A 15,819-nucleotide genomic window follows, 5' to 3' on the forward strand; every position below is an offset into this window, starting at 1 on the left:
ATGGTCGATCCGAACGATCCCTTCGCCGGTCCCGGCGGCGACGCCGGCGACCGCACCGTCGTCAAGCCACGCCCCGGGGGCCGCGCCGGGGGCACCGGGCAGATGCCGAGCTTCAACGTGCCGGGGCCGGCGCCGGCGGCCCCGCAGCGCGCCGCCGCCGAACCCGTCGAGCTGCCCGGCGGTGGCGGCATCAACCCGCTGGAGCGCGCCGCGGCACCGCTGCTCGCGCTGGTGCACCGGCTGCGCCACAGCCTGAGCCACCCCGATCCGGTGGGGCTGCGCACGCAGATCGCCGCCGAGATCCGTGCCTTCGAGGGGCGCGCGCGCGAAGGCGGGGCGACGCCCGAGCAGGTGTTCGCGGCGCGCTACGTGCTTTGCACCCTGCTCGACGAGGTCGCGATGGCCACGCCGTGGGGCGCGACCTCGGGCTGGAGCACGCAGAGCCTGCTGGTGGCCTTCCACAACGAGGCCTGGGGCGGCGAGAAGGTCTTCCTGCTGCTCGAAAAGCTGCTGCAGGACCCGCGCAACAACCTCGACATGCTCGAGCTGATCTACGTCGCGCTCGCGCTCGGCTTCGAGGGGCGCTACCACGTGCTGCCCAACGGCCGCAGCCAGCTCGACGAACTGCGCGAACGGCTGTTCCGCACCCTCCGCACGGTGCGCGGGGACTTCGAGCGCGAGCTCGCGGTGCGCTGGCGCCCGGCGCCGGTGCAGCGCAACCCGCTGACGCAGTACGTGCCGCTGTGGGCGCTCGGCGCCTTCGCCGGCGCCGTGCTGCTGGGGCTGTTCCTGTACCTGCGCGGCGACATCAACGCCCAGGCCGAGCCGGTGTTCACCAACATCCACGCCCTCGGCGAGAACCTCGGCGCGCTGGTCACGCGGCCAGCGGCACCGCCGGCCCTCGCCGCACCGGCCGTGGCCGCCGCCACGCCGGCACCGTCCCCGCTGGCGGCGGCGACGAAACCGCTGGCGGCCGCGCCCAGGCTCGCGACCTTCCTCGCCGAGGAGATCCGCCAGGGCCTGGTGACGGTCGACGACCGCGCCGACCGCAGCGTGGTCACCATCCGCGGCGACGGGCTGTTCGCCTCGGGTTCGGCCACGGTCAAGGACAACTACCGGCCGCTGCTGTCGCGCATCGCGCAGGAGCTCAAGAAGGTGCCGGGCGACGTGCTGATCACCGGCCACACCGACAACCGCCCGATCGCCACGCTGCGCTTCCCGTCGAACTGGAAGCTGTCGCAGGAGCGCGCGCAGTCGGTGCTGCTGCAGCTGTCCGCCGAGACCGGGCAGGCCGAGCGCTTCACCGCCGAGGGGCGCGCCGATACCGAACCGGTCGCCCCCAACGACAGCAACGACAACCGCGCGAAGAACCGCCGCGTGGAGATCACGCTGTTCGCGCCGGGCACCCGCTAGGGCCGGGCGCCCGCCCACCACCGGCGCCATACGAGACGACCGATGAAGGACTTCCTGAAAGGCTGGCTGATTCCGCTGATCGCGCTCGCCGCACTCGCCGCGCTGATCTGGTTCGTCGGGCCGCTGCTCGCCATCGGCGACGTCGAGCCGCTCGACCCCGAGATCAACCGCATCGGGCTGATCGGCCTCAGCGTGCTGATCTGGCTGGGCTTCAAGCTGCGCGCGCTGCTGAAGACCCGCCGCGACGAGAAGAAGATGCTCGACGGCCTGGTGGCCGCCCCCCCCGACGCCACTGCGCAGGAATCCGCCGAGGAGATCGCGGCGCTGCGGAAGCGCCTGGAGGAAGCCCTCGGCGTGCTGCGCAAGGCCCGCCTCGGCGGCAAGGCCGGGCGCCAGTCGGTGTACCAGCTGCCCTGGTACATCCTGATCGGCCCGCCGGGCTCGGGCAAGACCACCGCGCTGGTCAACTCGGGGCTCAACTTCCCGCTCGCCAACCAGTTCGGCAAGGACGCGATCCGCGGCATCGGCGGCACCCGCAACTGCGACTGGTGGTTCACCGACGAGGCCGTGTTGCTCGACACCGCCGGCCGCTACACCACGCAGGACAGCCACGCCGCGGTCGACAAGGCGGCGTGGGAAGGCTTCCTCGACCTGCTCAAGACCCACCGCCGGCGCCGCCCGATCAACGGCGCCCTGGTCGCGATCAGCATCGCCGACCTGATGCAGACCTCCGAGGCCGAGCGCAGCGCGCACGCCCGCGCCATCCGCGCCCGCGTGCAGGAACTGCACGAGCGCCTGGGCATCCGCTTCCCGATCTACGTGCTGCTGACCAAGGCCGACCTGATCGCCGGCTTCACCGAGTTCTTCGACGACCTCGGCCGCGAGGACCGCGAGCAGGTCTGGGGCGCAACCTTCCCGGTCGACGAGCCGGGCGCCGCCGAGGCGCCGGTGGCACGGCTGCGCGCCGAGCTCGACGCGCTCGAGGCACGCCTGTCGGCGCGCGTGGTGGAGCGCCTGCAGGCCGAGCGCGACCCCGCCCGGCGCGCGCTGATCTACGGCTTCCCGAAGCAGTTCAGCGGCTTCCGCGACGTCGCCGGACGCTTCATCGAGGAGGTGTTCCGCCCCAGCGCCTACGAGGAGCGCGCGCTGCTGCGCGGCGTGTACTTCACCAGCGGCACCCAGGAAGGCACGCCGATCGACCGCCTGATGGCCTCGATGGCGGCCACCTTCAACCTCGGCCGCGCGCAGTTGAGCGCGTTCTCGGGCACCGGGCGCAGCTACTTCCTGACCCGGCTGTTCCGCGAGGTGGTGTTCACCGAGCAGGGCCTGGCCGGCACCAACCTCAAGCTCGAACGCCGCCGCGCCTGGCTGCAGCGCGGCGCCTGGGCCACGGTGCTGGCGCTGACGCTGGGCGCCGCGGCGCTGTGGTGGACGAGCTACAGCGGCAACCACGAACTGATCGCGCAGGTCGACGGCAAGGTGCAGAACGCCCGCGAGATGATCGGCAAGATCACCCCCGAGCAGCGCGACGTGCTGGCGGTGCTGCCGCTGCTCGACGCCGTGCGCGGCCTGCCCGGCGGCTACGGCGACCGGGACGGCGCCTCGTCGTGGCGGCTCGGCTTCGGGCTCTACCAGGGCGACATGCTCGGCAGCGAGGCGACCAGCGTCTACCGCAAGCTGCTGCGCGGGGTGCTGCTGCCGCGGCTGATCCTGCGCATCGAGGCGCAGCTGCGCCAGCCGGGGGCGAACCCCGACTTCCTCTACGAGGGGCTGAAGAGCTACCTGATGCTGGAGGACCCCGATCACTACGACGCCGGCACCATCAAGGCCTGGATCGTCTTCGACTGGGACGCCAGCCTGCCGCGCGACGTCACCCAGGAGCAGCGCGCGGCGCTGCGCGCGCACCTCGACGCGCTGTTCGAGAAGCGCCCGCTGCCGCTGCCGCTCGCGCTCGACCAGAACCTGATCGCCCAGGTGCGCGCCACGCTGAACCGCATGCCGATGGCCGCGCGGGTGTACGCGCGCCTGAAGCGCAGCGCGCAGAACGACAAGCTGCCGGAGTTCCGCCTGTCCGAGGCCGCCGGGCGCGACGCCGCGCTGGTGTTCTCGCGGCGCAGCGGCAAGGCGCTCAACGAGGCCGGCATCCCGGGGCTGTACACCTACCGCGGCTACCGCGAGAGCTTCGTGCGCAGCGGCACCGAGGCGGTCGCGCAGTTCGCCGCCGAGAGCTGGATCCTCGGCGAGCAGGGGCGCATCACCCCGGCCGACATCCCGCAGCTCGGCACCGACGTCAAGGCGCTGTACCTCAAGGACTACCAGCGCGCCTGGGAGGACCTGCTCAACGACCTGACGATCGCCCCCTTCCCCAACCTCGCCCAGGCGGTCGACGTGCTGCGCGTGCTCTCCGGCCCCGGCTCGCCGCTCAAGCGCCTGCTCGAAGCGGTGGCGAAGGAAACCGACCTGACCCGCGAGGAGGGTCCGCTCGCCGGCGCCACCAAGCAGGCCGAGGGCACCGTCGACAAGCTCAAGGCGCAGCTCGGCGCGCTGATCGGCCAGGCGCCCGAGGCCGCGCCGGCCGCCGCCGCACCGGCCATCGACCCGGTCACCGCGCGCTTCGCCGAGCTCGCGGCGCTCGCCCGCAAGGAGGGCGAGGCCGGGCCGCCGCCGATCGACCGCACGCTCGCCGGCCTCAACGACCTCTACGAGAAGCTCAACACCCTCGCCACCACCAGCGGCGAAGCGCTGGTGAAGACCGCCGCGGCGCAGGCGGTGCAGTCGGCCAGCAAGCTCAAGCTCGACGCCGAGCGCCAGCCGGTGCCGGTCAAAGGCATGCTGCAGACGGTCGCCGACAGCGCCAACCAGATCACCATGGGCAGCGCGCGCGGGCAGCTCAACGCGCTGTGGCGCGCCGAGGTGTTCGACTTCTACAGCCAGAGCCTGGCCGGGCGCTACCCGCTCGCCCGCGGCAGCGCGCGCGATGCCGGGCTGGAGGACTTCGCGCAGTTCTTCGCCCCCGACGGGCGCATCGACCGCTTCTTCCGCAACTACCTGGCGAGCTACGTCGACACCTCCACCAAGCCGTGGAGCTGGCAGCCGAACGCGCCCGAGAAGCTCGGCATCGGCGCCGGCGTGCTGGTGCAGTTCCAGCGCGCGGCGGCGATCCGCGACGCCTTCTTCCGCGCCGGCAGCACCGCGCCGAGCGTGAAGTTCGAGCTGAAACCGGTGGCGATGGACCCCGAGCTGCAGCAGTTCCTGCTCGACTTCGACGGCCAGCAGGTGAGCTACGCGCACGGCCCGGTGCGCGCCACCGCGATGCAGTGGCCGAGCCCCGGCGGCTCGGGCACGGTGCAGGTGACGATCAACCCGCCCGGCAACAGCGGGCGCTCGGGGATCTCCGCCGACGGCCCTTGGGGGCTGTTCCGCCTGCTCGACCAGCAGAGCGTGTCGGCGCAGGGCCCCGACCGCTTCGCGGTGACCTTCAACGTCGACGGCCGCCGCGCCAACTTCGAGCTGCGCGCGGCGAGCGCCTTCAACCCGTTCCGCCTGCCCGAGCTGAGCGCCTTCGCCTGCCCGGAGCGACTCTGATGGGCGCCTGCGGGTTCTACGGCAAGGTCGTGAGCCGCGGTGACTTCGTCACCCGGCGCCTGCCGCGCAGCTTCGTCGAGCCGTGGGACGCCTGGCTGCAGACGGGGCTCGCGGCGAGCCGCGGCGCACTCGGCAACGACTGGCTGGACCGCTACCTGACCAGCCCGATCTGGCGCTTCGCACTCGGCCCCGGCTGCTGCGGCCCCGACGCCGTCGCCGGCGTGATGCTGCCGAGCGTCGACCGCGTCGGGCGTTACTTCCCGTTCACCCTCGCCGCCGTGCTCGACGCCGACACCGCGCTCGCCGCGCTGGCCCGCGACGCCGCGCCGTGGTTCGCGCACGCCGAAGCGCTGGCGCTGCACGCGCTCGAGGACAGCCTCGACCTCGAAGCCTACGACACCGGCGTCGCCGCGCTGCCGGCACCGCACGTCACGCAGACCCTGCGCCTGCGCGAGGCCCCGGCGGTGCGCGCCCTGAGCGACGTCGACGAGGCCGGCGCGGTCGCCGCCACGCTCGCCCGCGAGGCGCTTCCCCCCGACTGGCACGGTGCGGCGCTGTGGTGGACGCAAGGCTCGCAGCACGTGGCGCCCTGTCTGCTGCTAGGCTCCGAGCTACCTCCGGCGAGCGGCTTCCATGCGCTGCTCGACGGCTCCTGGGCCGACGCCGGCTTCGGCGGCGGCCCGACGGCGTGACCTCAGCGCGGCGCGAGACCCCCGGCATGCACGACAACCACCGAATCCGCTTCGTTTCCAGCGCCACCACCCACGTCGGCATGGTGCGCAAGGTTAACGAGGACGCGGTGCTGGAGCTCCCCGACCACGGCATGTGGGCGGTGGCCGACGGCATGGGCGGCCACGCCGCCGGCGACTTCGCGTCGCAGACCATCATGCAGACGCTGACGCGCATCCCGCCGCCACGCGCGATCGGCACCTATGCCCGCGCGGTGCAGGCCGCGCTCGGGCACGTCAACACGCTGCTGCGCGCCGAGGCGGCGCGGCGCGGCAAGGACACCATCGGCGCCACCGTCGTCGTGCTGCTCGCCGCCGGCGACGGGCTCGCCTGCGTGTGGGCCGGGGACAGCCGCCTGTACCGCCTGCGCCGCCACCGGCTGGAGCTGCTGACGCGCGACCACAGCTACGTGCAGGAGCTGTTCGAGGCCGGCGCGATCACCGCCGAGGAGTCGCTGAACCACCCGATGGGCAACGTCGTGACCCGCGCGGTGGGCGCCCACGAGACCATCGAGCTCGAAGCCCGCCCGGTGCTGGTCGAGGGGGGCGACATGCTGCTGCTGTGCAGCGACGGCCTCAACAAGACCGTGCGCGACGAGGAGATCGCACAGATCCTCGGCAGCGGCGAGCCGCGCGACGCCGCCCGCCAGCTGGTGCACCGCGCGCTGCTGCGCGGGGCCCCCGACAACGTCAGCGTGGTGGTGATCCGGGCCGAGTCCGAGGCCGAGACCACCACCCGCCCGACCTTCTGGCAGTGACGCCCGCCGCGGCCGCCATCCCGCCGCCACCCCGTGGAGGCCCCCGATGAGCCCGACCTCCGTACGCCGCCGCGACCTCGTGCTCGGCGCGCTCGTCGCCGATGCCGCCGCGCTCGGCCTGCACTGGCTCTACGACCCGGCGGCGCTCGCCGCGCGCGCGCCCGCCGACGCCGAGTGTGCCTTCCTGGCTCCGGCCCCCTACCCCGCCGGCAGCGGCGCCTTCGCGCACGCGGGCAAGCGGCCCGGCGATCCCAGCCCCTACGGCGTGCACCTGCGCGTGCTGCTGGAGGCGCTGTGCGCCGCCGACGGCGCGCTCGACCTCGCCGACTACCAGGCGCGCTTCCGCGCCGCGTTCGGCTACGGCGGGCGCTTCTGCGGCTACATCGACAAGCCCACGCGCGGCACGCTGGCGAATCTCGACGCCGGCCGCACCACGCCGAGCGGCGTCGACGATGACCAGGTCTGCGTGCTCGCCAAGCTCCCGGCGCTGCTCGCCGCGGACCTGCGCGAGGCCGCGACGCTCGACGCCGCGGTGCGCGTCACCCACACCGCCGACGTGGCCCTGGCCTGGTGCCGCTTCAGCGCCGGGCTGCTCGCCGCGCTGGTCGACGGCGCCACGCTCGCCGACGCGCTGGCCGCGGCCCTGGCGCAGGCGCCGGCAGCACTCGCCACCGCCGCCCGGCAGGGGCTGGAGTGCACGGCCGCCGACCCCGCCGCGGCGCTCGGCCGCGCCTGCCCGCTGGCGCAGGCGATGCCGCTCGCCCTGCACCTGCTCGCGCACGCGCCGGACTTTGCCGGGGGCGTGCGCGCCAACATCCGCGCCGGCGGCGACTCCTGCGGCCGCGCGCTGCTGCTCGGGCCCGCGCTCGCCGCGCTGCACGGCGTCGGCACACCGCGCGGCATACCGCTCGCCTGGCTCGCTCGGCTCGTCGACGCCCCGGCGCTGATCGCCCTCGCCGAGACGCTCGCCGCGCGCTGAGGCGCGCGTCGCGGCAAGCGGGCTTGCCGGCGCCCGCGCAGGCCCGCTGACGTCCGCGCGCGCGACTGCCACACTGGAGCCCGGTCAGCCCCGGACAGCCCGCATGCACATCCACGTCTGGATCACCTTCCTGCTCGCCTCCATCGTCCTCTCGGTGTCGCCCGGCGCCGGCGCGGTCAACACGATGAGCAACGCCCTGAGCCACGGCGTGCGGCGCACGCTGCCGGCGATCCTCGGCCTGCAGGCGGGGCTCGCGGCGACCATCGCGCTGGTCGGGCTGGGGCTGGGGGCGGCGGTCGCGGCGTCGGCGACGGCCTTCACGGTGATCAAGTGGGCCGGCGTGGCCTACCTGATCTGGCTCGGCTGGAAGAAATGGAACGGTGCCACGCACTTCGCCGTGGCCGAGCGCCACGTCGCGCCGCCGGCCGCGCTGGCGCTGTTCGGGCAGGCGACGCTGGTGAACCTCACCAACCCGAAGTCGATCGTGTTCCTGGTGGCGCTGTTCCCGCAGTTCATCGACCCGGCGCTGGCGCAGGGCCCGCAGGTGCTGATCATGGGCACCACCCTGGTGCTGGTCGACATCGTGGTGATGGTCGGCTACGCCACGCTCGCCGCGCGCCTGCGCCCCTTCGTGCAGGACCCGCGACGCATGCGGGTGGCCAACCGCGCGTTCGGCGGCCTGTTCATCGGTGCCGGCGCGCTGCTCGCCGGCGTACGCCACCAGCCCGCCTGAAGGCACGCCGGCGAGCCCCGCCATGTCCCGCTTCCGCCTCCTCGCCCTGCTGCCACTGGCTGGCGCCCTCGGCGGCTGCGTCGGTGCGGTGATCGGCACCACCGCCGACGTCGCCATCGAGGTCGCCAAGATCCCGTTCAAGGTCGGCGCTGCCGTGATCGACGTCGCCATCCCCGACGACGACGGGAAAGCCAAGCCCGAGCCCGCCGCGGACGCGGACGGCGCCCACCCCCGCAGCGACGCCGCCACGCACTGAAACCGTGCGCCGCAGCCGCTGCGGCGCACCCGTCTGGCCCACGCCCGGATGACGGGCCGTCACGATTGTGCCAAAGTGTTGCCCGGTCTTGCCTTGCGGGCGCCAGCCCGATCCGGGGGCGCAATCGACATGCTGCTGCTGTTCGTCTTCGTGCTCGTCGCCATCGCCATCTGGGTGCTCTACCGCCAGCGCGAACCCCGCGCACCGGACACCCGCCCGCTCCCCACGCCGAACGCCACCCCTCGCCCGGCGGGCACCGGCGCAGCGCCGGAACTGCGCCTGGTGCCGGCGCCTGAGCAGCCGCGCAAACCGTGGAGCGCGGTGCAGATCGTGCCCGCGGCCGCCGGCTGCGCGTGCCCGGCGGTGGCGGCGTTCAGCGGCAGGCTCTTCCCGCGCGACCAGCCGCCCCCGCCGCTGCCGGTCGCGGGCTGCGATCGCGCCGTCTGCGTCTGCCGCTTCGAGGTCATCCACGACCGCCGCCGCGGCGACCGGCGCAGCGGCACCGACCGGCGCCAGAGCCTGCGCTTCGAACCCAGCAAGTCCGACCGCCGCGCCGGTCGCGAGCGGCGCCAGGGCGCCCGTTCGTGGGAAGGCGCGATGCTCTGAGCCGGCCGTCACGCCGCCGTGCGGCGCCGCGCCGCGGCGAGCGCGGCGCGCCCGAGCATGCCGCCGCAGGCGGCGAGTTCACGCAGTGACAGGCGCAGCCGCTGCAGGCGCGAGGGCGGCGCGGCGGCGGCGCTGGTGCCGGCGACGGGCGCGCCGACCAGCCGGAAGGCGATCCGCGCCCGCGGCAGGTGATAGCCCTCGGACACCAGCAGCGCGCGCGACCAGCCGCGGGCGCGCATCAGCGCGGCGCTGAAGCAGGCGTTCTCGTAGGTGTTGCGCGACTGCGCCTCGACGACGATGCAGGCGTCGGGCACGCCCGCGGCGAGCGCGAGCTCGCGCATCAGTTCGGCTTCCGCCGGCGGGCGGCGCGGCGCACCGCCGCTCAGCAGCAGCGCGCGGCCGTGGCCGGCGTGGAACAGCGCGACGCCGTGGTGGACGCGGCGCAGCAGCGCCGCGCTCGGGGTGCCGTCGGGCTGCACCGCGGCACCGAGGACGACGATGACGTCGGCCGGCGCCGCACCGCTGTCCGCCACGCGCATCGACGCCCCGCCGCTCAGGCGCGGCGCTTGAACTCGCCGGTGCGGGTGTCGATCTCGATGCGGTCGCCGATCTCGACGAAGCCGGCGACCGACATCTCGTACCCCGAGCCCTTGAGGCGGGCCGGCTTCATCACCTTGCCGGAGGTGTCGCCCCGCGCCGAGGGTTCGGTGTATTCGACCTCGCGCACGATGGTGATCGGCAGCTCCACCGAGATCACCTTGCCTTCGTAGAAGGTCACCTCGCAGACGTCCTCCATGCCGTCGACGATGAAGGGGGCGACGTCACCGACGTTCTCCGTCTCCACCTCGTACTGGTTGAACTCCTCGTCCATGAACACGTACATCGGATCGGCATAGTAGGAGTAGGTGCAGGCCTTCTTCTCCAGCACCACGACGTCGAACTTCTCGTCGGCCTTGTGGACGACCTCGGTGCCGGAGTCGCTCAGCAGGTTCTTCAGCTTGAGCTTGACCACCGCGGCGTTGCGCCCGGACTTGTTGTACTCGGCCTTCTGCACCACGAGCGGTTGGCCGTCGACCAGAATGACGGCGCCGGGCCGGAGTTCCTGTGCGGTTTTCATTGCGATACCCGTAACAGTGGGTGGGGGTTGAAAAAACGGGCGCTCATGGTACCCGGCGGGCGGCGGCGAAGGCCACCAGATTCCCGGCAAGGTCCGTATACACGGACAGGGCGTCGGCCCAGCACGCCGCGTGCGCGGTGAGCGCCGGCAGGGCCGCGACGAAAGCCGGCCACGCCGCGGCGACGCCGCGTTCGCGGTTCCACGCCTGGTGCAGGGCGGCACACGCGGCGGCGGGTTCCGCCGGGGCCCCGGCCAGGTAGCGGACGAGCCAGGCGTCGAGCTTGACCAGGTGGGCATCGGCCTCCTGCCGGTAGGCCTGCCACAGCAGCGGACGGCGCGCCCACTGCGCGCGCACGAAGCTGTCCTCGCCGCGCACCAGGTTGAGGTCGCAGCTCCACAGCAGGCGGTCGTAGCCGTCCTGGTCGAGGAACGCCAGCACCGACACCTGCAGGGCCCCGCGCGCGAACGCCGCGCCGGGGGCGAGCGGCACCCCGCACCAGGCGGCGAGCGGCGCCAGCACCCGCCCCTGCGGCACCAGCAGGTGCCAGCGCCCGGGGCCGGCGGCGAGCGCATCGAGCCACTCGGGCAGCGCGGCGTTGGCATAGGCGAACAGCGACACGCGCCGCGCGCCCGCCACCTCGGCGATCCCCCGCGCGGCGAGCCAGTCCCGCGCCTGCATCGCACCCCACACCGCCCGCGCACGTCGCGCCGCGGCTTCGGCGAGCAGTCCGCCGGTGCCGGCGGTGAAGCCGGGGAAGAAGAACACCTTGTCGGGGCCACCCGGCTGCGGGCTGGACAGGCCGTGGCAGCCAGCCACCCAGGGCTCGGCCGACAGGTATTCGAGGTTGATCCACAACGGGCGCCGCCGCCGCAGCGCCGCGCGCACCGCCGGCGGCAGTTCGCAGGCGAAGGCTTCGATCACCACGTCGCCGAGCGCCACCTCGGCCGCGGCGGCATCCCAGCGCCGCAGGTGCACGCCGGCGACGCTCTGCGCGGCGGCGCTGGCGTCGACCGCCGGCCACAGCCGGGCCAGGCGCTGCGGCGCATCGATCCACAGCGTGACGCGCTGCCCGTACTCGGCGACGAGCTGCCGGGCGAGCCGCCAGCACACCCCGGCGTCGCCGTAGTTGTCGACGACACGGCAGAAGATCGTCCAGTCGAGGGCGGCAGGCATGCGCGGTGCACCGGGGTGGCGGGGCCGCTGATGGTGCCAGAGCCGGCGCTAGTTGCAGGTGCCGGACGGGCAGTCGAGGTTGCGCAGGCGCCCGATGCCCCGCTGCTCGGCCGGTGCCTGCGGCCGCGGCGACGGTTGCTGCGCCGCGTCGGGGGCACGGGCGCGCTGCTGCGCTTCCTGCAGGCGCCGCTGCTGTGCCTCGCGCGCCTGGCCCTGCGCCGCATGCTCGGCCTGACGCTGCTGCGCCTCCTGCAGACGCCGCTGCTGTGCCTGCGCCTCGCGCGCCTGGCCCTGCGCCGCACGTTCGGCGGCCTGACGCTGCTGCATCTCCTGCAGGCGCTGCATCGCCTGGTTGTCACGCGCTCCCCCCTGTGCCGAGCGTGCGGCCGCCTCAGCCGCCTGGCGCTGCTGTGCCTCCAGCAGGCGCCGCTGCTGTGCCTGCGCCTCACGCGCCCGGCCCTGCGCCTCGCGCTCGCTAGCCTGGCGCTGCTGCGCCTGGGCTTCGCGCGCGTGCTCCTGCGCGGCGCGCTCGACCGCTTCCGTCGCCTGGCGTTGCTGCATCTCCTGCAGGCGCTGCATCGCCGTGCCCTCCCGCCCGAGGGCGCGCGGCGACGGCCCGGCCGCCGCAGCATCGCCTCCTCGCGCAGGTGCAGCACCCGCCGCCTCGCCGCGCGGCCCTGGTGCCGCACCGCGGCCGGGCGCCGCGCCAGCATCGCCGCTGCCCGCTGCCGGGCGGTTGCGTCCGTCGGGCGCCGGGGCGCCCGCGCCGTCGCGCGCACCGCCGACGAACGGCGGGCGCCAGCCGCTGCCGCGGCCATCCCCCGTCGGCCGCCCCCCGGCGTCACCGGCTGCGGGCTGCCCCTGTCGCGTGGCGTCGAAGCCGGGCGGCGGCGGTGCGGCCGGGCGGCCGCCGCGGTCGACGCCGAACCCCTCCGGGGCGCGCCGGGACGGCAGTTCACGCGGCATCAGCACCCCCGGCTGCACGACGCGCGGCGCCGGTGCGGTGCGCTCCGGCGCCTGCAGGCCGATGCCGCGCAGGCGCTGGCGCACGTCGTCGGGGGCGCGCGTGTGCACCAGCGGCCGCTCCTCCACCCGCTGCGGCGGCCGCGCGGCGCGCCCCGTCCACGGTGCGAGGCTCACCGGCAGCGGCTGCAGGCGCTGCGGCTGGCGCTCGGCCGGGCGCCAGCGGCGCACCTCGTCGCGCGGCAGCCGCCGCCAGTCGCGGTCGCCGCGCGGCAGGCGGTCGGGCGGTGCGACCACCACGGCGCGATCGATGTCGCAGTTCACGTAGCGGATGTCGGCCGGGCGCAGCCGATACCCGTCGCGGTCGCGCAGCACGCGGCGGTTGACCACGCGCGGGCCGCCCCAGCCGCCCCACCAGGGGCGCCCGACGACGTCGCGCCGCCCCCACCACGGCAGCGCCGGCTCGCCCCAGCCGAGCGCGACCCAGCCCACGCCGGCCGCCCCCGCCGGGCCGAGCCAGCCGACCAGCGCCGGTGCGTAGGCCGGCCGCCGCACCGGCGGGCCCGGCGCCCACATCCAGCGCTCGCGCACGACCACCCAGCGCCCGTAGTGGAACGGCGCCCAGCCCCACGGCGCGTCGTCGACCCAGGTCCAGCCGTAGCCGGGGTCGTAGACCCAGTTGCCGTCGCTGTACGGCGCCCAGCCCGGCGCCACCTGCGCGGGCTCCCAGACCGTCCCGTACTCGGGCACCTCGCGCCAGGCGCCGTAGCGGTCGAGGTCGGCGGCGCCGTACACCTCGGCCGGCACGCGGCGTGCGCTGTCCGCGGCGGCGAGCAGTTCATCGGTACGATCGAAGTTCCAGCGATCCCAGGCGTCGGGCGCGTCGGCGCGATGGCGCTCGACGGTCGGCGTATCGGTACCGGCGAGCAGCAGCGTCTCGTCGCTGCCGAGCGCCGCCGCCAGGCCGTTGGCGAAGGCGATGTCGGCGCGGCCGCCGCGACGCGTGGTCAGCGCGGTCGCGCGCTCGTCGACGTCGAAGCGGTAGTAGCCGGGCGTGCGCAGCGTGTAGGCGCCGTTCGGCGTGCCGACCTCGATGCTGCGCCCGCGCGGCAGCGCGGTGAGGTCGAAGCTCGCGGTGCCGGTGGCGATGCCGACCTGCAGCACGTCGGCGTCGATGCGATCGAAGCTCAGGCGCGTGCGCGGCGCCGCGCGCAGGAAGGCGTTGGGACCGACCTGGGTCTCGACGCGGCCGTCGGCGCCGGTCCAGAGCTCGTCGCCGGCGGCGAACGGGAGGTTGCGCCGCGCCGGCACCCAGTCCTCGGCGCCGGGGCGCCAGAACGAGGCCTCGCCCTCGACCAGCGCAAGCCGCGGCGGGGTGACCGTGGTACTCGCGGCGTGCGCGACCGGGGCCGGGAACACGCCGAACAGCGCGCAGAGAAGCAGCAGCGGGAACAACGAATGAGCACGCATGATCGCACCTCAAAAAGGCCCGCGCGCTGCGCGGACCATGGCATACGTACCCGGTGCGGGGAGGGCCCGCGCGCCGTGCGGCGGCGGGCCTCGATTTATGTCGCATTCGACCGCGCCGGCAGGCATCGGTTGCGTACACCTTTGTCACCGATCGTGACGACGACTCAGGCGGCCGCCTCATTGACAGCGTAGATCTCGACCGAGTCGCTGCGCCCGCGCAGCTCGACGCAGCCCACGCGCCGGATCGCGAAGCCGGGCAGCGTACCAACGGCGTCGTACACCGCGCGCGAGATCAGCAGCGCCTCGCCGAACTCGTTGCACATCGCCTCGATCCGCGCGGCGGTGTTGAGCACGTCGCCGAGGAACGAGATCTCGCGCTTGATCTCGCCCACCTCGGCCACCGTCGCGAGCCCGAGGTTCATCCCGGCCTTGAACTCGGGCATCAGCCCGTAGGTGCGACGGTAGTAGGCCTCGCGCCGCTGCAGCTGCCGGCGGAAGCGGAAGAAGGCGCGCAGGCAGTGGCCGTCGTGCGTGCCCCCGGCGACGTCCCAGCACAGGATGACCTCGTCGCCGACGTACTGGTACACCTGCGCGGCATCGACCATCACCACCGAGAGGTCCTGGAAGCAGTCCTGGATCAGGCGGCTGAAGCACACATGGCCGAGGCGCTCGGCGTGCCCGGTCGAACCCTTGAGATCGAGGAACATGAAGATGCGCTGCTCCTCGCGCGGCTGGTGGTAGGTGCCGAGCATCAGCCGGCGCAGGTTGCCGGGGCCGAACTTGCGGTCCACCTGCTTCAGGAAGTTGATCCAGAAGCTCACCAGGGTCGTGTAGATCAGGATCATCACGCTGTTGGCGCTGCACAGCAGCGCGAGCCAGCGCCCGGTGTCCCAGCCGCCGACGTAGATGCGCACCTCGTTGGCGAACACGCCGGCCAGCACCAGCGACAGCAGCAGCAGGTGGAAGGTGGTCTGCAGCAGGATCAGCCGGCCGTAGGGCAGGCGGCGCAGCCGCGGCCGGTCGAGCACCACGTCGAGCAGGCCGTAGGCGAGCCCGGCCACGGCACCGGCGGCCAGGGACTGCGGCAGCAGCACGCCCCAGTCGCGGCGGGAGCTGTCGACGTCCAGGAACAGGCTGTCCTCCAGCCCGACGTAGCGGATGAGCACGAAGAGCAGGCCCGCGCCCATCCACGCGAGCATCTGCAGCCAGGTGCTTTTCAGGTAGCGACGCAGGTGCAGGTCCATGGCGGAACCCCCTTCGGCATCGACACATGCGATCGGACATGATCGCCGTTCGAGGGTAGCGAATCGCAGGCGCAGTGCCACGCGGCGCACGGCGGCGGCACCGCGCCCGCGCGCAAGGCCCGCGCGGGCGCGGGTGAGAAAATCACTATTGCACTGCAGCATCAACTTGCTATGCTGCATCGCAACACCCTCTCACCCCCTGCCGAGGACGCTGTCATGACCGACTTCACCTTCCCTTCGCTCGCTGACGTCGCCGCCAAGAGCCAGGCGCTGGTCGCCCCGGTGATCAAGGCCAACCAGCTCTCGGTGGCGAACCTCGAAAAGCTGGCCGCCTTCCAGCTGAGCCACCTCGGCGCCTACACCGACCTCGGCCTGTCGCGCCTGAAGGCGGCCGCCGAGGTCGCGGACATCGATGGCCTCAAGGCCTTTGCCGAATCCTCGGCCGAGGTCGCGCAGGGTGTGGGCGTCAAGCTGCAGGACGACGCCAAGACGCTGGCCGAGCTGCTCGCCGGCTTCAAGATCGGCTACGAGAAGCTGGCCGCCGCGACGCTGGCGGAGCTGGGCCCGGCCAAGACCGCCTGATCCCCCCGGCAGCCGACGACGAAGGCCCGCCCGGCGTTCGCCGGGCGGGCCTATACTTTTACCCCGGCGACACCGACCCGTCCGCCCGAAGCAGCGTCAAGCGACCGAAAAAAAAAGGGCGCGGTTGCCCGCGCCCGAAGTGCCCGAGGGAACCCCGGGCCCTGGGAGGACTTAGAAGTCGTGACGCAGGCCGAGGGCGACGGTGTCGGCG

General features: G+C 73.9%; 14 protein-coding genes. 9 read left to right on the forward strand and 5 right to left on the reverse strand.

The genetic code is table 11. The features are described 5' to 3' along the window. From EV699_RS17665 to EV699_RS17700, 8 genes are all read left to right on the forward strand, one after another. Positions 1 to 1,413, forward strand: coding sequence for a DotU family type VI secretion system protein (locus EV699_RS17665; RefSeq protein WP_132545273.1), 1,413 nt, complete (start codon positions 1 to 3; stop codon positions 1,411 to 1,413). 42 nt (positions 1,414 to 1,455) lie between these two features. Then, positions 1,456 to 4,998 carry a type VI secretion system membrane subunit TssM gene (gene tssM / locus EV699_RS17670; RefSeq protein WP_132545276.1) on the forward strand — a complete coding sequence of 1,181 codons (3,543 nt, stop codon included), beginning with the start codon at positions 1,456 to 1,458 and terminating at the stop codon, positions 4,996 to 4,998. Beyond that, positions 4,998 to 5,690: a type VI secretion system-associated protein TagF gene (gene tagF / locus EV699_RS17675; RefSeq protein WP_132545278.1), complete on the forward strand. Its 693-nt coding sequence runs from the start codon at positions 4,998 to 5,000 to the stop codon at positions 5,688 to 5,690. Before tssM ends, tagF begins: the two co-directional genes overlap by 1 nt. Positions 5,691 to 5,716: 26 nt before the next feature. Further along, positions 5,717 to 6,484 (forward strand): PP2C family protein-serine/threonine phosphatase, encoded by a 768-nt coding sequence (locus tag EV699_RS17680; protein ID WP_132545280.1) that lies wholly within the window; start codon positions 5,717 to 5,719, stop codon positions 6,482 to 6,484. Positions 6,485 to 6,530: 46 nt separating this feature from the next. Then, complete coding sequence (locus EV699_RS17685) at positions 6,531 to 7,463, forward strand: ADP-ribosylglycohydrolase family protein (protein ID WP_132545282.1); 933 nt, start codon at positions 6,531 to 6,533, stop codon at positions 7,461 to 7,463. Positions 7,464 to 7,566: 103 nt separating this feature from the next. After that, entirely contained in the window at positions 7,567 to 8,196 is a 630-nt protein-coding gene (rhtB, locus tag EV699_RS17690) for a homoserine/homoserine lactone efflux protein (RefSeq protein ID WP_132545284.1), read from the forward strand. Positions 8,197 to 8,218: 22 nt separating this feature from the next. Continuing rightward, on the forward strand, positions 8,219 to 8,452 hold the full coding sequence (locus EV699_RS17695; RefSeq protein ID WP_132545286.1) for an NF038104 family lipoprotein: 234 nt from the start codon (positions 8,219 to 8,221) through the stop codon (positions 8,450 to 8,452). A gap of 129 nt (positions 8,453 to 8,581) precedes the next feature. Further along, a complete protein-coding gene (locus EV699_RS17700) occupies positions 8,582 to 9,058 on the forward strand; it encodes a hypothetical protein (RefSeq protein ID WP_132545288.1) in 477 nt (158 codons plus the stop codon). Between the two features lie 8 nt (positions 9,059 to 9,066). Here the strand turns inward: EV699_RS17700 and EV699_RS17705 are convergent, their stop codons facing one another. From EV699_RS17705 to EV699_RS17725, 5 genes are all read right to left on the reverse strand, one after another. Beyond that, a complete protein-coding gene (locus EV699_RS17705; protein WP_132545290.1) occupies positions 9,067 to 9,597 on the reverse strand; it encodes a YdcF family protein in 531 nt (176 codons plus the stop codon). A gap of 14 nt (positions 9,598 to 9,611) precedes the next feature. Further along, a complete protein-coding gene (gene efp / locus EV699_RS17710; protein ID WP_132545292.1) occupies positions 9,612 to 10,175 on the reverse strand; it encodes an elongation factor P in 564 nt (187 codons plus the stop codon). Positions 10,176 to 10,218: 43 nt separating this feature from the next. Next, a complete protein-coding gene (gene earP / locus EV699_RS17715; protein WP_132545294.1) occupies positions 10,219 to 11,349 on the reverse strand; it encodes an elongation factor P maturation arginine rhamnosyltransferase EarP in 1,131 nt (376 codons plus the stop codon). A 48-nt stretch (positions 11,350 to 11,397) separates the two neighbouring features. Next, on the reverse strand, positions 11,398 to 13,782 hold the full coding sequence (locus EV699_RS17720) for a DUF6600 domain-containing protein (RefSeq protein WP_132545296.1): 2,385 nt from the start codon (positions 13,780 to 13,782) through the stop codon (positions 11,398 to 11,400). A 164-nt stretch (positions 13,783 to 13,946) separates the two neighbouring features. Then, complete coding sequence (locus EV699_RS17725; RefSeq protein ID WP_165904196.1) at positions 13,947 to 15,026, reverse strand: adenylate/guanylate cyclase domain-containing protein; 1,080 nt, start codon at positions 15,024 to 15,026, stop codon at positions 13,947 to 13,949. Between the two features lie 216 nt (positions 15,027 to 15,242). Between EV699_RS17725 and EV699_RS17730 the strand changes: the two genes are divergently transcribed. Further along, entirely contained in the window at positions 15,243 to 15,608 is a 366-nt protein-coding gene (locus tag EV699_RS17730) for a phasin family protein (RefSeq protein ID WP_165904197.1), read from the forward strand. Positions 15,609 to 15,819 lie beyond the last annotated feature (211 nt).

The organism is Plasticicumulans lactativorans (genome assembly GCF_004341245.1).
In the GTDB taxonomy this organism is placed as follows: domain Bacteria; phylum Pseudomonadota; class Gammaproteobacteria; order Competibacterales; family Competibacteraceae; genus Plasticicumulans_A; species Plasticicumulans_A lactativorans.